Genomic DNA, 17,734 nt, shown 5'->3' with positions numbered 1-17,734 from the left:
AGCTTTCTTGATGCCGTTCCTCTAACAGAACGTCAATTCAGCGCTTGTAAAAAGGATGAGATTCCCACGCCATGACCCAATCTTCCCTCGCTCATTACCTCACCATCGCTGAACGCTGTGCCGATCTCGCCCGCCAGACCATTATGCCCTATTTCCGTTCCCCCCTTAATGTCGATTCTAAGGGGGATGACAGCCCTGTCACCTTAGCGGATCAACAGGCAGAAGAAAAAATGCGAGCTCTTTTGAACGAGCATTTCCCACAGCACAGCATTTTAGGTGAAGAAGGCGGGCAAAATGGCACCCTTAATGATGAATGGCTCTGGGTGCTCGACCCGATTGATGGCACGCGTGCTTTTGTAACAGGGCGTCCGACATTCTGCACACTCATCGCCTTGCTCTATCGGGGGAAACCTGTTCTCGGTGTGATTGACCAGCCCGCGACAGAAGAACGCTGGATCGGGGTAAAAGGGCAGGAAACGCGCTACCATAGCGCACGCCTCCCCGGAAAAATTAATCCACGCGCCTGCCTCTCCCTCTCGGAAGCGGAGCTGTCATGCACAGCTCCCGAGATCATACGCCCTACCATGCGCCCAGCTTTCGAGCGTCTCCAACAGGCTACACGCCGCACTTCTTGGGGGGGAGACGCCTATGCTTTCGGCCTACTCACACTGGGCAGCATTGACCTCATCACAGAAGATACGATGAAACCGTGGGATTGGGCCGCCCTTGTTCCCGTCGTTCAGGGAGCAGGTGGAAGCATCACGGACTGGCATGGAAACCCACTTTGCCTTGACGGAGACGGCTCCGTCCTTGCCTGTAGCAATCCTGCTCTTCTTTCTAAAGTCGTTCAAACCCTTTCCTGAACCTTCTAAATTCGTTACAGCTTTACAAAGAAACCCTCTCTTCAGACCTAGACGGGCTTTCGGGCCCTGATAAGGATACGCGCTATGAGCTCTTCCCACCGGCTTTCTCTCCCTAAAAACAAAATCCGCATTCTGCTGCTCGAAGGCATCCATGACAGCGCTGTGAATTATCTTGAGCGCCACGGTTATGCTCAGGTCACACGCCTCAAAGGGGCTCTTGAGGGGGACGCCCTTAAAGAAGCTCTGCAAGGCGTGCATATGGTGGGCATTCGTAGCCGCACGCGCCTCACAGCCGACATTATCAATTCGGCTAATCGTTTGATGACGATTGGCTGCTTTTGTATCGGCACCAATCAAGTCGATCTGGACGCTGCCCGTATGGCGGGGATCCCCGTCTTTAATGCGCCCTTTAGCAACACACGTTCAGTCGCTGAACTCGTCATGGGCGAGATTGTGATGCTGCTTCGCCGCATTCCGTCGCGTTCTGATGCCTGCCATCAAGGCGGCTGGGAAAAATCAGCCATTAACGCTTGGGAAGTACGTGGAAAGACGATTGGTATCGTTGGCTATGGCTCCATCGGCTCTCAGCTTTCTGTGCTGGCTGAATCCTTCGGGCTCACCGTGCTGTACTATGACATCGCGCCGCGCCTTCCACACGGCAACGCCATTGCTGTCGGAAGCCTTGAAGAGCTTTTGTCGAAATCAGACATCGTGACGTTGCATGTACCAGAAACACCAGACACGAAGAACATGATCGGGGAAGCTGAAATTCGCGCTATGAAGCCGAACTCTATCTTCCTCAACAACGCTCGTGGCACCGTGGTGGATCTTGATGCTCTGGCGGGCGCTTTGAAAGATGGTCACCTTATGGGAGCCGCTGTTGACGTCTTCCCGGTTGAGCCAAAAAGCGCACAAGAACGCTTCTCCACACCTCTTCAAGGCCTCGAAAATGTTCTGCTGACCCCACATATCGGGGGCTCCACCATGGAGGCTCAAGAACGTATCGGTGTCGAAGTTGCGACAAAATTTGTGGAATATTCCGACATTGGCTCCACGATTGGTGCTGTCAACTTCCCACAAGTTCAGCTTGCCGAACGTCCCGGCGGGATGCGTTTTATGCATGTGCATGAAAACCGTCCGGGCCTCTTGCGGCAGATCAACGATATTTTCGCGGAAGCTGACTGCAACCTCACCGCTCAATTCCTACAAACGGATGGTGAGCTCGGCTATGTCGTCGCCGAGGCTGAGCCCCATGAAGGCAGGGATGTGAGCGCACTTGAAAGCGAACTCCTCACCAAGCTGCGTTCCTTAGAGGGTACTCTGCGTGCCCGCTTGATCAACCCCGTCTCCCAACAGGGCTGAACATTCACGACATAAGGAGACCCGCAGACACATGACCGCATCGCCGCCGCCCACCGCCCCTCAACTTGCTCGTATTCAAAGCTTTGCTTTTGTCGGGATTGATGCGGTTCCGGTGACCGTAGAGGTTCATGTCGCTAGCGGGTTACCCTCCTTTTTAGTCGTCGGCATGGCCGATAAAGCGGTTGGAGAGGCCCGCGAACGTGTGCGTGCCGCTCTTTCCTCTATGGGCCTTGCCCTTCCGCCAAAGCGGATCTTGGTTAATCTAACCCCTGCTGACCTTCCCAAGGAAGGCGCACATTTTGACCTTCCTATTGCGATCGGCCTCCTCGTCGCGATGGGGGTGCTCTCTATTGATAGCGTTGCTCACTATGCTGCCATTGGTGAAGTCTCTCTTGATGGGAAGATCAATGCCACACATGGCGCTCTTTGCGCCGCCATTACGGCAGCCTCCATGGAACTGGGCCTCATCTGCCCGCCCACACAGGGGGCGGAAGCTCGATGGGGGCACCCTGATATTGATATCATCACGCCACCCTCCCTCAGCGCTCTGATCGCTCATTGCCGAGGCGAGCAAGTCCTTACCCCTATTGCTGACCCTGTCGTGCATGAGCCCGATTACGGGCCTGACCTCATTGATATTAAAGGGATGGAAACCGGACGGCGTGTCCTTGAGATCGTCGCCGCTGGCGGGCACTCTCTTCTCATGAGCGGGCCACCGGGTGCGGGGAAGTCCATGCTCGCGAGCCGATTGCCCAGCATTCTTCCTGACCTTACACATCGGGAAATGCTTGAAGCCAGCCAAATTCATAGCATTAGCGGCTTCCTCCATAATGGGCGGCTCATCTCTCGACCGCCTTATCGCGCACCGCACCATAGTGCGAGCCTTCCCGCCTTAGTGGGTGGTGGGCAGAAAGCCCGTCCCGGAGAAATCAGCCTTGCCCATCATGGGGTTCTCTTCCTAGACGAACTCCCCGAATTTTCACGCTCATGTCTCGAATCACTTCGCCAACCATTAGAAACGGGGCAGATTACGATTTCACGGGCTGCCCATCACACACAATATCCAGCACGGTTCCAGTTTATTGCGGCAATGAACCCGTGCAAATGCGGCTATCTAGGTGATTCAGAGCGCGCCTGCCGTAAAGCACCACGCTGCGCGGATGATTATACCGCCCGTATCTCCGGCCCTATGCTTGACCGTATCGACCTCCGTGTTGAGATCACCCCTCTCTCACCGATTGAACTGAATCGTTCCCCCAAGGGAGAACCAAGTGAGGTTGTGCGTGCACGCGTAACACAAGCACGCGCCCGTCAGCTCAAGCGTCAAGAGTGCTGTAACGCTCAGGCCGCACCGGAAGATTTTTCTATTGATGAAGACGCTTTGTCATTGACGGAACAAGCGGCAACCCGTTTACGGTTATCCAACCGTGGAATGATTCGTCTTCTCCGTGTGTCACGCACTATTGCTGATTTAGAAGGCAGCGAGACGGTGCAACGTCATCACGCAGCCGAGGCTCTTAGCTACCGGCTCTAAAACACAGCAACGACGCTGGGGATGCTCTGCCTATGCATTTTACCCATACATTCGACCCGCAATCTTTTCTTGATACGTTTGGAAGTTACTTCTCAGCGTTCACCTTTGGTGCACTTATTGGCGTCGAGCGCCAACTACGCCAACGCACGGCTGGCCTTCGCACCCATGCTCTCGTTGCCCTTGGAGCCTCTGCTTTTGTTGATCTTGCCCAGCATCTGGGGGATGCTAACTCGGCCATACGGGTGATTTCTTACGTTGTTTCAGGCGTCGGCTTTTTAGGCGCTGGTGTTATTATGAAAGATGGCGGCACAATCAGCGGGCTTAATACGGCGGCAACGCTCTGGTGCTCTGCCGCCATTGGCGCCTGCGCCGGCTCCGACATGATTGCCGAAGCCGCCCTGCTGACCGTCTTTATCTTGTTAGCGAACACATTGCTCCGTTACGTCGTGCGTTGGGTCAACAAACATGCTCCTGCTGCCTCGGCCAATGCACAAGACGAAAGCGAATGACGCTCTGTTACGTTGTGAGGTGATGGAATGCCTGCTCAAGATCACGCGTTAAGTCAGCAACATTTTCCAACCCAATATGAATACGGAAGGCCGCGCCCTGTGGCAGGCCGCCCGTGCCATTGCGCGTCACCCCGCCCGTTGTTGGGAGGATCAAGCTTTCATAGCCGCCCCAGCTCGCACCAATACCAAACAAGGTCAGACCATCCATCATCCGCTGCATCGCCTCCACGGTGATGTCAGAGCGCAACTCAACACCGAACAATCCGCTCGCCCCCGTGAAGTCACGCTTCCAAAATTCATGACCGGGACATTCAGGGAAAGCAGGATGGCGCACACGCACCACTTCAGGCCGGTTTTTAAACCAATGCGCCACCTCTAAAGCAGAGACTGCTTGCCGCTCCAACCGCAGCGCCATCGTGCGTAAACCCCGTAAGGTGAGCCAGCAATCATCACTACTCGCACATTCGCCCATTTCAATCGCAGCATTGCGCAATGGCAGCCAGTCGTCCTCCTTCGCCACCGTCACGGCTCCGATAATGACGTCGGAATGACCAGACGGATATTTCGTCAGCGCCTGAATAGACACATCCACACCATGCTCAAATGGCTTAAAGGCCCCAATCCCCCACGTATTATCCAACAAAAGACGAGCCCCATGCGCGTGGGCAACCCGCGCAATCATCGGAATATCCTGAACCTCAAACGTATGGCTGCCGGGGCTTTCCGCAAAAATAATCGCTGTCTTGGACGTTACCAGCCTTTGTAACGTTTGTTCATCAGCCATGGGCGGATAGAACGTCGTCTCAATCCCAAAACGTGTTAAAAAGCGCCGGGCAAAGCGCCGCGTCGGCCCATATACCGAATCTGGAAGGAGTAAATGATCCCCAGCGTTTAAAAACGCAAGCAGAGGCACCGTGCACGCCGCAAGCCCTGACCCCACAACCTGTGTATGCGTGCCCCCTTCAAGCTCAGCGAGCAGCTTTTCAAGCTCATGCTGAATGGGGTTTCCCATCGCACCATAAACAAGCTGATGGTTATGCGCTTTGTCTCCGTCATTATTGAGGTCGGCAATAGTTGGAAATAAAACGGTCGAACCGCGTTCCACCCCATAATTAACAAACCGCCCCTCAGCTGTCGGCTCTGGCCGTGCTGTATGGGTTAAAAATGTCGCCAATTCACGCCAACCAGCCCCAATAGTATGCGAGAGGGCGTTGTGTTGCGCACCGGTGCGGCCTTCTTCTTGCGCCATAAACAAAGAACCCTTTCGTGCTGGTCATCAGTATAAGTGGACTTTTTCTTTGCGCTTCTTTGAGAAACGGCCCATATTTTCCGATAAGCTATCGTTCTTATTCCCGCAACAGGCCATTAATCACTCTATGAACGCTCTTCCTGATTTATCACCGTCATTACGTCTTGTGAGCTGGAATCTTTTTCATGAAGATGGCGCTACACTGGAAGATATTCGCCTTCTTCTACGCATGACACAGCCTGATATTTTATTGATGCAAGAAGCCCGCGTATTGATGGATCGACTGCCTGACCTCGTCGGGGGTTATTATTCTCGAGTGGCTCTCCCCGGACGAGTCCACGGTACGGCATGTTGGAGTCGCCTGCCTTTCTCAACGGCACCACAACTCTATCCGCTTCCTCCGGGTTTGATTATCCAACGCTCAGCACAGCTTATGACATTTGAAGGCCGTTTTGGCCCCTTCTCTATAGCAAATGTTCATCTTTCCCACGGGCAGCTTCTCAACCGCCGGCAACTCCGCCTTATTGGTGACCATCAACACCACCGCGCCGTCATTATGGGGGACTTTAACATTGTTGGGCCGGCGCTTTTACCGACCTTTCATGATGTCGGCCCGCGCGAAACCACTCATCATATGCTCAATTATGTCCCGTTCCGACTAGATCGCTGCCTAGTGCGCGGCTTTACACCATTAAAAACGCGTGCCTATCCCCGCTTCGGCTCTGATCACCACCCTATTTCTGTTCATCTCTCGCCCATTCCCATTCTTTAGAGATAAGGCAAAAAGAGCCGCAACGCCGCATCGCGCAAGCGCTTCCATAAAGGCCATGCGACAATTTCATCCAATGTAACGCGATGATGGTGGTGTTGCTCCATGAACGCTTCAAGATACTGGGCTGTTTGAGGGTCATGCACCTCAACATTGATCTCAAAGTTCAAGCGTAGAGAACGTCGATCGAGATTCGCACTCCCAACGAAGCTCCATTGCCCATCTACCGTCATCAGCTTGGAGTGGTTAAAGGGCGGCTCACCCATCCATACATGACATCCAACTTCAACGAGGCGTTGCAACCCTGCGTCACGTGCATGATCAATCGGGGGATGGTTACTACGACGCGGTACAACGATATCCACCCGCACACCGCGTAGAGCTGCTAAGCCAAGTTCCATTGTAAAACGGCTGTCGGGAACAAAATAAGGCGTCATGAAACATACATGATGTCGCGCGAGAATAATCGCTTGTAGGATCGTATATTCGATCTTTTCATCATCATTATCAGGGCCTGATGTCACCACACGGATCGGAACATCTCCCTCAACAACCGGCTCAGGGAAATAACAACGGCCCTTAAGGTCTTCATCCGTCGTGAACGACCAATCCCGCGCAAACGTCTCTGTCAGTTGAGAGACGACAGGGCCTGAAAGACGGAAATGTGTATCGGAGACAGGAATACGATGGCCTGGCTTTTGTTTGAGGAGATTTTCCTCCCCAATATTAAGCCCTCCCATAAAGCCAATTTGTCCATCAACCACTAAAATCTTGCGGTGATTGCGTAAATTGATAAATGGCGTGCGCCATGGCCAAAATGAATGCATAAACCGCGCGCAAGGCACATCATTGCGACGGAGGCGATTATAGATCTTACTGACGAGATACCCACTCCCGACACCATCAACCAAAACACGGACTTCAACCCCACGACGATGGGCCTCTATTAAAGCCGCCGCGAAGCGTTCGCCTATCGCATCATCCCGAAAGATATACGAGCAGAGCAGCACGGAGTGCTTCGCGTGATGAATCGCCTGCAACATCAAGGGATAAACTTCGTCTCCATCATGAAGACAGCTCACCTTATTCCCGCGCAGTAAAGGTTGCTCTGTTAGACGATCCAGCATACGGACGAGCGGCTTAAAGTTCACCTGCCCTTCATGGTGGAACTGCATGAGTCTCCCCGAGAACTCCTGCGTCTCATCATCCATGAGCTGCCGTGCGCGCCGGTGAACACGGTTAATGCCCAATAGCCAATAAAGCAGCGTACCCATATAGGGCATGAACCAACAGATACCGATCCATCCCGTTGCCGCAGCCGTATCACGTTTGGTCAGGAGAACATGCAGCGTAACCGTAATCGAGAGCGCAACATGCACGGCCCCAAGAAGAAAGGCCCACGAGAATAAATGGTGCATGTAGCTCCCCTTATTGTCTCAATAATACCGGTCAACCGCCTTACTTACGCAGCATCCATTGTGGAGCAACACGCCCCGTTGTTCCGCGACGGGCCATTAACGGCTCAAGGTCTGTTGGTGAGCGCTTACGCTGTCCCTCACGCCAAACAAGCCCCTCCTCTAAGGTAAAGAGACGTACCTGTTTGAGCGTACTTCCGCTCAGTTTTTGGAGCACAACACCGCTCCCACGATTAACCTCACTGACCTGATCCAGCGGGAAAACCAACGCACGTTTATGGGCGGTGAGGCATAGAACATGCGTCCCAAGCGCTGGTATGCAGAAGCTGACCTGCTCTCCGTCTTTAAGGTTAAAGACTTGCCGTCCCGTACGTTTTTCGGCCAGCAAGCTCTTTACAGGGACGATCATCCCGCGCCCGGCTGAATTTACCAAAAAACACCGCCCAGTTTCATCTCCAGCTGCAAACAATGCGACTGGATTATCCTCCTGCGTAAGGTCAGCAAGAGTGCGTACAGGTTGGCCAAATCCACGTCCACGCGGCAAATCGGCCACTTTCAACGTAAAAGCTCGTCCCCCGCTGGCCATAAGGCATAAACGATCCGTGCTTTGGCACTCTACAATGAAGTCTGCCCCATCGCCTTCTTTAAAGCGCAGCCCCGCCGGATCAAGCCCATGCCCCTTCATGGCCCTGATCCATCCTTTACGAGACAGCAGCACTGTCAGCGGCTCACGCTCTACCTCCAGAGCTGCTGACGTATCGACCGCCACTGGTGCATCCGCAATCGTCGTGCGTCGCGCACTATAAGGCCCCTCACTAAATGTCGCTTCCATACGTGTCAGATCATCACTGATACGCTTCCAACGCCTCTTTTCCGAGCCAAGAAGGCGCTCCAGCGATGCTTGCTCTTTACCAAGCCCATCACGCTCGCGCCGAATTTCCATCTCTTCCAACCGGCGCAAGGAACGCAAGCGCATATTGAGCACATACTCAGCTTGCAACTCGCTTAGGTCAAAAGCTTTCATCAGACCTATTTTCGGCTCATCATGATCGCGCACAATGCGGATCACTTCATCAAGGTTCAGATAAACCTTGAGAAAGCCGTCTAAAATCTCCAACCGCTTCAACACCGCATCCAAACGATGCTGTGAACGACGGATCAGCACCTCATGCACATGCTCAAGCCAAGCCTGCAAAACGCTTTTAAGCGAGAGTACCCCCGGGACACGCCCTTGGCTTAACACATTCATGTTTAGGCTAAAGCGATTTTCCAACGGCGTATTCCGGAAGAGCGTTTCCATCAACACGTCAGGGTCTGTATTACGGCTCTTAGGCTCCAAAACAAGCCGAATATCGGTGGTGCTTTCATCACGCACATCGGCAAGCAACGGTAATTTACGCTGCTCCATCGCTGTGGCAATCTGCTCAATGAGCTTACTTTTCTGCACCTGATACGGAATTTCCGTAACAATAATGCTCCACGTTCCAGCACGGCCTTTTTCAATCGCCCACCGTGCCCTCGTGCGGAAGCTCCCACGCCCTGTCTCATACGCTTTTAAGACAGCTGCACGATCCTCAACCAAGATCCCACCGGTGGGGAAATCTGGCCCGGGCATTAATTCTACCAACGCAGCCGTATCGCTCTCTGGTTTTTCGATCAATAAACGCGCGGCGCGGTAAATCTCTGCGGCATTATGGGGGGGAATATTGGTTGCCATCCCCACAGCAATACCCGCAGCGCCATTGGCAAGAAGATTAGGGAACAGACCCGGCAAAACGAGCGGCTCTTGATCTTCATTGTCATAGGTTGGGCGAAAATCAACCGCATTATCTTTCAGCCCATCTAGCATAATGCGGGCTGTCTCGGTCAAACGGCTTTCAGTGTACCGCATAGCCGCTGCGCCATCGCCATCGACTGAGCCGAAATTGCCCTGTCCTTCCACCAGCGGATAACGCACAGCAAACCCCTGCGCTAGACGCACGAGCGCATCATAAACAGAAGCATCACCATGGGGATGGAATTTACCGATCACGTCACCGACAACGCGTGCACATTTCTTAAACCCAGACGTTGGGTCTAAGCGCAACTGCTGCATCGCGTAGAGCAAGCGTCGATGGACAGGCTTCAAGCCATCACGCACATCGGGCAAAGAGCGCGATGTAATGGTCGACATAGCATAAGCGATGTACCGCTCACTGAGCGCTTCTGCTAGTCTCGTATCTTCCACATGCCCGGCCAAATCGCCCGCCATAGGATCTCCTGCTTACTGTCGGTGGAAACATGCCTAATTAGCCATGTTCTGGTAACGTCTGTCCAGCTCTTCCCGTAACCTCTTCATGCCTTTCTAACAAGGTAACAAACCGTTCCCGTGCAGATGGCAGCGGCTTGTGATGAGATGCAAAAGCAGCACGTTCTAGGAAATAGCCTGTCAGACGTACCCCTTCACACCACTGCACGGGGTCTCCCTCGCTGTCATCGCGTAAAAAAGGCGGTAACGGTAGCAGACGATCACGCCACTCCCCTGCGCCATTTTCACTCACCGCACGCCCCGTCCGTGGGGAGACATAAATGAGCTTCTCTCGTTCTCCCGTCACCGCACAGCGTGTTAAATCAAGACCATAACCTAGGGCCTGCAATAAAAAAGCTTCCCACCGTATATAAGAGGCAATAGGCGGCGCTTCAGGTGACACGCTCACCTCGCTTAACAAACGCACAAGTTCAGAAAACAAAGCAGGATGCGCTTCTTTCTCCGCCAATGCCTCACTGCACAGGGCACATGCACTACTCAGCAATGCAAGCCCTAGCGGGGCTTCCATCAAAGAAGCAGCGCAAGACCGCACCGCCTCCCCTGTAAACGTACCTAAGTTTTCAGGAAGACGCGCTTTCCATCGTGCCGCAAGAATCGTCCCAACCTGCCATATCGCACTCTGACGGCGTGACATCCCCCCACGCACAAGGCCACGCCATACACCATGCTCTTGAGTGAGGAGATGAACAAGAAGACTGGTCTCTCCATAAGGTACAGTGCGCAACACGATTGCTGCATTTTCCCACTCCACCATAGAAAGCCCCTTCCTTTCTTTTGCAACAGTCACAATAAAAAAGGCCCTCGCAGAACGCGAGAGCCCTTTTCATAAAGATCATAAAATCAAAGATCTTATTTCTTTTGGCCAGAAGCCTGAGCCACTTCCTCAGCAAAATTGCTTTCTTGCTTCTCGATACCTTCACCGAGATGGAAGCGCACGAAATCCACCAGCTTTGCACCAGCTTTTTCGATAACCTTCTTCACGCGGCTTTCACCGTCATGAACCCAGACTTGCTCCAGAAGAACCACTTCTTCATAGAACTTACGAATGCGGCCATCGACCATCTTCTCGATGATATTCTCAGGCTTGCCAGAAGCACGAGCCTGCTCAACCAGCACAGAACGCTCACGCTCAAGAGCGTCAGCATCCACGCCATCAACATCGAGTGAAGTCGGACGGGTTGCTGCAACATGCATGCCAACCTGACGACCCAATGTCACCAGCGCATCTGTTTCAGAAGGGGCTTCAATAGCAGCCAACACACCGATACGACCAACGCCTGGGCGCAGGGCACCATGAACGTAGGTTGCCACCACACCGGATGGAACCGTCAGCACGCGTGCACGACGCAGCGTCATGTTTTCACCGATGGTTGCAACCAAGTGGGTCAACTCATCAGCAACCGTGCGACCTGATGGCAGTTTTGCTGCCTTCAGCGCATCGAGATCTTCACCAACTTCCAGAGCGGCTTCAGCAATCTGCTGCACAGCTGCCTGGAAAGCTTCGTTACGGGCCACGAAGTCTGTCTCAGCATTCACCTCAACAACAGCAGCTTTGTTGGGTGCTGTTGCAACAGCGACCAAGCCTTCTGCGGCAACGCGGCTGGACTTCTTAGCAGCCTGTGACAGGCCCTTCTTACGCAACCAATCAATCGCGGCTTCTTTGTCGCCATTGGTTTCGGTCAGCGCTTTTTTACAATCCATCATGCCAGCGCCGGTTGCTTCGCGCATTTCACGCACGAGTGCTGCAGTGATCTCTGCCATCTCTGTCACCCCTTAAAAAATCCATGCGGTTGAGCCTTTCGCCCAACCGCATGGTCAATAATAGTACAGACCTTCTGACATCGTCATGTCAGACGCCCGAAAGGCTTTTACGCCTCTGCTTTAGCTTTCTCAGCATCACCCTCAGCTGGGAGGCTTTCAACTGGAACTTCCTCGGAAGCACCCAGATCCTGCCCAGATGCTGCGAGTTCAGCGGAAATACCATCCAGAACAGCAGAAGAAACCAGATCGCAATAGGTTGTGATCGCACGGATCGCGTCATCATTCCCTGGGATTGGGAACGTCACGCCCTTTGGATCTGAGTTGCTGTCGAGCACAGCAATCACAGGAATGCCTAGCTTATTAGCTTCTTCAACAGCCAGCTTCTCTTTGTTTGTGTCGATCACAAAAAGAAGGTCTGGCAGTCCGCCCATGTCCTTGATCCCACCGAGGGAGCGTTCCAGCTTCTCACGGTCACGGGTGATGTCCAGAATTTCTTTCTTTGTCAGACCGGTCGTATCACCAGCGAGCATCTCATCAATGCCACGCAGACGCTTGATGGAGCCTGTGATGGTCTTCCAGTTTGTCAGCATACCGCCGAGCCAACGATGGTTGACGTAGTACTGACCGCAACGCTGAGCTGCTTCTGCCACATGCTCTGCAGCAGCACGCTTTGTGCCCACGAACAACACGCGACCGCCAGAAGCAACGGTGCTACGCACCTGGTTCAGCGCACGATCCAGCAAAGGAACGGTCTGCTGAAGGTCGATAATGTGGACTTGGTTACGCACACCGAAAAGGTAAGGCGCCATTGCTGGGTTCCAGCGGCGTGTGTGGTGACCGAAATGCACACCAGCTTCGAGCAGCTGACGCATTGTGAACTGAGGCATTGCCATAATAAGCAACCTTTATTCTCTGGTTTGTCCTCCGCACGGCAACGCCCTCTTTTACAAAAGGACACCAGGATATCCGGGCCGTGCGTGCGAAATACTCCCCTCCAACGGATCGGAAGGGAAACTGGGTCATGCTTACGAAAAAATCAGCATAAAAACAAGCTTATTCTGCTGTCTTCAAGCTCTCTTGATGCTCGTGCAAAAAGCATGCCATCGCCTGACGCGCCCGCGATGCATCCCTCCCCAAACTCATGAGTGCGGAGATTTGCTTAGGATGGCGCACAATAGACCGTATAAGCGCAGCGCATTTGACGCGGCCTTTGTCCATTGCCTCCCCTGCTGCTGGTGGTAAGTCACGTGCAGCGTCATCACAGACGACGCGCAACACAGCGAACGGCAAGCCAGAACAGGCTACAACGCCACTTTCCATATCAACAGCTAAACAGTGCGTCTCTTGATACAAACGACGTTTCTGCTCTGCTTGAGCGACCATCTCACGGCTATGAAGCACACCGCCCGACAAGGCTACATCACCATCACGCCCACATAGCGCACTCAACGACGCGTCTGTTCTGTAATCCCGGCTACCAACATGCACACGATCGGCAACAATAATCGTCCCCGGTTCCACTGAAGGCGACAGACCTCCCGCGCAACCAAACGATAAGACTTTTGTGACTCCAGCTTCTTGAAGTCGCCCCATTGCTTCAACAGCCCCTTGTTCCGACGCATAGCTCAGCTCAACAGGGCTATGAGGGAAAACGCGGCGGATAAGGGCAGCTTCTTGCTGAAGCCCTGTCAGAACCCCAAGCATTAGAACCCGTATTCCACACGACCTGAATTGCTCGTGCCCAAATTGCGATATCGTGACAAAGCTGTCAGCGGGAAGAACTGCTTATAGCCATGGTAACGCAGGTAAAAGACTTTCGGGAAACCAACGGCATTATAAGGCTCTTCATGCCACTCACCGTGCTCATCCTGAGCTTGAGCAAGATAGGCCATGCCTTTCTCTACAGCCTCTGTGTCACGTCGCCCGACCGCCATAAGTGCTAACGTCGCCCAAGCTGTTTGCGTTGGCAGGCTTTCCTTATACCGCCCCGGCTCAGCCCCTTCATAGCTGGCGCAATCTTCACCCCAGCCGCCATCAGGATTCTGCACACTTTCTAGCCAACGTACCGCACGCTTCACCATCGCATCATCATGCGGCACGCCGGCGATATTCAGCGCACACAAAACAGACCATGTGCCGTAAATATAGTTGGTTCCCCAACGTCCAAACCAGCTTCCATTTGTCTCCTGCTCTGCGCGCAGATACGCCAACCCCTTCTCAATCACAGGACGATCTTCAGGATGGCCAAGCTGGGCTAGGAAAGACACACACCGTGCAGACACATCGGCCGTTGGCGGGTCTAGCAGCGCTCCGTGATCGGAAAATGGAATATGGTTGAGGGCTTCAAGATCATTATCAATATCGAACGCCCCCCAGCCACCATTGCTGCTCTGCATTCCAATAATCCACTCACGCGCACGCTCAATGGCCTCGTGATTTTCTTCCGGATCAATGCGCTGAAGGAGCATCCCGACCACAGCCGTATCATCCACATCGGGATAATAATCGTTTTCATATTGGAAAGCCCAACCACCAGGACGCAAAGATGGCGCATTAATCGCCCAATCACCTTTAACATCCAAAATCTGCCTCTCACGCAACCATGCTGCTGCTTTACGAAGCCCTTTCATCGTTTCAGGCGTTTTTGTGCCTTTGGGCCCTGAGGCCGCCTCCATCATCGCTAGACCTGAAAGGCCTGTATCCCACACTGGGGACACGCAGGGTTGGCAATAGATCTCCCCGTCTTTTTCCACCATCAAATCTTGCAGCGCTTGCCATGCTTGAACTACCCGCGGATCATCATCGGGCACACCCAATGTGCGATACATCATCACGACATTGGCCATAGCGGGATAAATAGCCCCAAGCCCACCAGCACTGAGGCGTTCTTCAATAAAAGAGATCGCTGTTTTAATGGCCTTTTCATGCGTTGCTTTAGGCAAGTGCGGCACAATCGGGCGGAGCAACGTATCAAGCCCCTTAAACGCACGCCCCCAAATGGAGCGGTATGGCCCACGAATCCAGTCTTTCACGTGAGCTGGTGGGGTTTTGAAAAGCTCCTGCACATGTACATTCTTTGGATTAATGGCCTTGGGCTTACGCGCACTCAACACCAACAGCGGTGCAATGACCGTGCGTGACCAGTAAGACATATTCCAAACAGAGAAGAATGCTTTACGTGGAAGCAGCATCAACTCAACCGGCATAACAGGCACCGCATCCCACGGCACTTCACCAAAAAGAGCAAGCTGAATGCGAGTGAAAACGTTACTCCGCTCTGCCCCACCATGCTGCAAGATCGCCGCACGCGCCCGGCGCATATGCAACGCCTCAGGATCGTCCCCAATCGCTTTCAGCGCAAAGTAAGCTTTCACGGTCGCTGAAATATCAAAGCCGCCATCTTGATAGAGCGGCCAACCCCCATGATCACCTTGAATACGACGCAAATATACGCCGATCTTTTGTTGTCTATCCGCATCAATGCGATCAAGGAAATGCTCTAGCAGCACATATTCAGCAGGAATTGTCGCATCGGCTTCCAACTCAAAAACCCAATGCCCATCATCATTCTGACGGCGACCCAGAGCAGCATGAGATCCCTCAATCGCCCGCTCAATCGCAGTGGCCCCTAATTTTTGACGGAACGACGTCTCACTCACTGAACTCTCCTTAATCCCTTAGTCACGCATCAACACGGACATGTTTAGATCGGCGCGTTCTCAAACACGAAGATTTTGGCAATATTATGCCGCTTCTACTCTGGTTCTTTCTGAACGGAAACCCAATAAAGCAACAGCATCAAGCCCCGATTGAAGAGCTCCTTCAATCGTGGCGGGTAAGCCAGTATCAGTCCAATCCCCTGCAAGAGCAAGGTTGATATAAGGGGTAGCAGCTCCCGGACGACGGCGATTTTGCTCAGGTGTTGCAGCAAAAGTCGCACGCTTTTCACGAATGAGACGCGCTGTTGGCATTACTTGCGGCAATGGCTCTTCCAAAATGGGATTTAGTGCCTGCAAAAGCTCGCTCCAAATGGTCTCGAGCATCTCTGTTTGTGAACGATCTGCATAACGATTTGCTGCACTAACGGTAACAGACAGAACATCGTCATGCACAAATCCCCACTCCGCAATACCGCCAATAAGACCGACAAAGCGTGCCTGCGCCACAACACCACGAGGTTTTAAGTGAAAAGGCAGACGGAAATGCGCATTGGCAATGCTCTCGAACTGGTCAGGCCCATCAAGCCCTGGCAGTAAGGACGTGGCAACCGGTGCAGGCACAGCCATAATCACCGACTCTTCTGCCCCCAACGCAACCTCCCCTGACGAGGTCTCAAGCGCGACAACGCGCCCACGCTCATAACGAAGCGCCGCCACGCGTGTGCCTGTATGAACAGACGCATGGTACTGCTCAAGATAGGCCAGTGCAGGTGTCACGAAACTCTCAGAAAGCCCATGAGCGGCCATCCAAGGACAACAGGCTTGTCCACCTTGAGCGAGCGTGCGACGTACAACATTGCCAAGCAAGGCAGCACTACTCTCATTGCTCGGCGTATTCATAACCGAGACCGCAAAAGGCTCGAGCAAACGCCGCGCAAGTGCCCCCTCTGCAAGGCAATCAGAGACAACTGTATCGTCATCAGCACGCATCAGGCGCACCAGAGCTGTCGTTTCTTTCAACGTCATCCCCGGCACCCGTCGGCGCTTACTCAACAACCAAAAAGGGATTTTGCCAGGAGAGAGCCGTACAGTCCAACCGCGTTTTTCATTCAAATCAAACCATGGGAAAATAGGCTCCCCAGGCCCTTGGAGAGTATGACGCGCTCCCAACAGGTCAAGATAACGGAATGTACAAGGATTAGCCGACAGCATGAGGTGATTGCCATTATCAATCACCGTATCAAGCGCTTTATCGTGAAAAGAACGCGCCCGGCCGCCGCATGCAGGCCCGGCCTCATACAGCTCAACCTGAGCCTGAGGTGCAAGCTCTACCGCTGCCGACAAACCCGCAAGCCCCCCTCCAATAATATGGACGCGGCTCATACAGACACCCCAAAACAAGCGAGCAGCATACCCAGCTTTTTTCGCATGGAACATACATGCAAGGGAGCATTTGGATGGTGCCAACCGCGCTTTTTCAGGGCTGCTAAGGTCACTTTATACGAGGCCGCCATAATGCGTGCCGGACGCACAGCCTCTTTTGCCCCTCGGTTCATAATGCGTTCCGCTGCTCGGAAATGGTCTGAAGCCCGCATGGCCATGATACGACACAAACCATCAAGCCCTGGTGCATAAAGCGCCTTTGAAGGCTCTTTCGGTACAGAAAAACGCTGGAGAAGCTCAGCTGGCAAATAAAGCCGGCCACGCTGTGCATCCTCCCCAATATCACGCAAAATATTCGTGATCTGTAGGGCTCGCCCTAGATGATAAGCAAGCCGGTCACCCTCTGGTTCACCCATCCCGAAAATCCGGCTTGAAAGACGCCCAACCGCTGAAGCAACACAATCACAATAATGATCCAATGTCTTTTCATCAGGCGCGACAATCGGCTTACCACAATCCATCGCCATGCCATCAATAACAGCAGTAAAATCTTCCTGACGTAAATGATACCGTTCGATCGTCGTTAGCAACACGCGATCTAGCGCATCAGAGGTCTTGCCTTCATACAAAGCGGCAATACGGCGACGCCATGCATCAAGGGCCTGCATGGGGTCGGCATGGTCAGTGTCGCCATCGGCAATATCATCAACCAACCGACAAAATGCGTAAACGGCGAACATGCCCTGCCGACGCGCCGGCGGCAAAATCTTCATACCCCGCGCAAAAGACGTTCCCGAACGTGTGACGATGTCTTCCACATGACGCAAGTCAGACGGAGCACACACCAACCCTACGGATGTTGTCTTGCTGTCAGACATTCTCTTTTCCCTCATTTGTAGAACCGCGCCACGCAGTGTTATTG

The 17,734-nt window shown here is 53.3% G+C and carries 15 protein-coding genes; 5 read left to right on the top strand and 10 right to left on the bottom strand.

Annotated elements, in window-relative coordinates; genetic code table 11:
* The first annotated feature begins 71 nt into the window (after positions 1–71).
* The 4 genes from GS535_RS06795 to GS535_RS06780 all read left to right on the top strand — a co-directional run bounded on the left by GS535_RS06795 (position 72) and on the right by GS535_RS06780 (position 4,268).
* On the top strand, positions 72–863 hold the full coding sequence (locus GS535_RS06795; protein ID WP_160791352.1) for an inositol monophosphatase family protein: 792 nt from the start codon (positions 72–74) through the stop codon (positions 861–863).
* Between the two features lie 84 nt (positions 864–947).
* A complete protein-coding gene (serA, locus tag GS535_RS06790; RefSeq protein WP_160791351.1) occupies positions 948–2,225 on the top strand; it encodes a phosphoglycerate dehydrogenase in 1,278 nt (425 codons plus the stop codon).
* A gap of 31 nt (positions 2,226–2,256) precedes the next feature.
* A complete protein-coding gene (locus GS535_RS06785; protein WP_160791350.1) occupies positions 2,257–3,759 on the top strand; it encodes a YifB family Mg chelatase-like AAA ATPase in 1,503 nt (500 codons plus the stop codon).
* A 32-nt stretch (positions 3,760–3,791) separates the two neighbouring features.
* Positions 3,792–4,268 (top strand): MgtC/SapB family protein, encoded by a 477-nt coding sequence (locus tag GS535_RS06780; RefSeq protein WP_160791349.1) that lies wholly within the window; start codon positions 3,792–3,794, stop codon positions 4,266–4,268.
* 7 nt (positions 4,269–4,275) lie between these two features.
* On the opposite strand, the gene metC is transcribed toward GS535_RS06780, so the two are convergent.
* Positions 4,276–5,517: a cystathionine beta-lyase gene (gene metC, locus GS535_RS06775; protein WP_160791348.1), complete on the bottom strand. Its 1,242-nt coding sequence runs from the start codon at positions 5,515–5,517 to the stop codon at positions 4,276–4,278.
* Between the two features lie 127 nt (positions 5,518–5,644).
* Between metC and GS535_RS06770 the strand changes: the two genes are divergently transcribed.
* Positions 5,645–6,289: an endonuclease/exonuclease/phosphatase family protein gene (locus GS535_RS06770; protein ID WP_018979300.1), complete on the top strand. Its 645-nt coding sequence runs from the start codon at positions 5,645–5,647 to the stop codon at positions 6,287–6,289.
* Here GS535_RS06770 and cls read toward each other — a convergent pair.
* The 9 genes from cls to hpnD form a co-directional block, all read right to left on the bottom strand.
* A complete protein-coding gene (gene cls / locus GS535_RS06765; RefSeq protein ID WP_160791347.1) occupies positions 6,286–7,704 on the bottom strand; it encodes a cardiolipin synthase in 1,419 nt (472 codons plus the stop codon). The two genes, GS535_RS06770 and cls, sit on opposite strands and share 4 nt — an antisense overlap.
* A 40-nt stretch (positions 7,705–7,744) precedes the next feature.
* Positions 7,745–9,952 (bottom strand): DNA topoisomerase IV subunit A, encoded by a 2,208-nt coding sequence (gene parC, locus GS535_RS06760; protein WP_160791346.1) that lies wholly within the window; start codon positions 9,950–9,952, stop codon positions 7,745–7,747.
* A 37-nt stretch (positions 9,953–9,989) separates the two neighbouring features.
* Positions 9,990–10,763: a DNA repair protein RecO gene (gene recO / locus GS535_RS06755; RefSeq protein WP_160791345.1), complete on the bottom strand. Its 774-nt coding sequence runs from the start codon at positions 10,761–10,763 to the stop codon at positions 9,990–9,992.
* A gap of 95 nt (positions 10,764–10,858) precedes the next feature.
* A complete protein-coding gene (tsf, locus tag GS535_RS06750) occupies positions 10,859–11,770 on the bottom strand; it encodes a translation elongation factor Ts (RefSeq protein ID WP_160791344.1) in 912 nt (303 codons plus the stop codon).
* A 107-nt stretch (positions 11,771–11,877) separates the two neighbouring features.
* A complete protein-coding gene (rpsB, locus tag GS535_RS06745; protein ID WP_160791343.1) occupies positions 11,878–12,663 on the bottom strand; it encodes a 30S ribosomal protein S2 in 786 nt (261 codons plus the stop codon).
* A gap of 160 nt (positions 12,664–12,823) precedes the next feature.
* Positions 12,824–13,474 carry a hypothetical protein gene (locus GS535_RS06740; protein WP_160791342.1) on the bottom strand — a complete coding sequence of 217 codons (651 nt, stop codon included), beginning with the start codon at positions 13,472–13,474 and terminating at the stop codon, positions 12,824–12,826.
* Positions 13,474–15,429, bottom strand: a complete 1,956-nt coding sequence (gene shc / locus GS535_RS06735; RefSeq protein WP_370518134.1) for a squalene--hopene cyclase — start codon at positions 15,427–15,429, stop codon at positions 13,474–13,476. The genes GS535_RS06740 and shc overlap by 1 nt, the downstream gene beginning before the upstream one ends.
* Before the next feature lie 84 nt (positions 15,430–15,513).
* Positions 15,514–16,812 (bottom strand): hydroxysqualene dehydroxylase HpnE, encoded by a 1,299-nt coding sequence (hpnE, locus tag GS535_RS06730; protein ID WP_160799180.1) that lies wholly within the window; start codon positions 16,810–16,812, stop codon positions 15,514–15,516.
* A complete protein-coding gene (gene hpnD, locus GS535_RS06725; RefSeq protein WP_160791340.1) occupies positions 16,809–17,690 on the bottom strand; it encodes a presqualene diphosphate synthase HpnD in 882 nt (293 codons plus the stop codon). The genes hpnE and hpnD overlap by 4 nt, the downstream gene beginning before the upstream one ends.
* Between the last annotated feature and the right edge of the window lie 44 nt (positions 17,691–17,734).

This window comes from Saccharibacter sp. EH611 (assembly GCF_009834765.1).
Classification (GTDB): Bacteria; Pseudomonadota; Alphaproteobacteria; order Acetobacterales; family Acetobacteraceae; genus Saccharibacter.
Note: the sequence above shows the minus strand (reverse complement) of the source record. Positions and strands in the feature narration are given on the sequence as shown.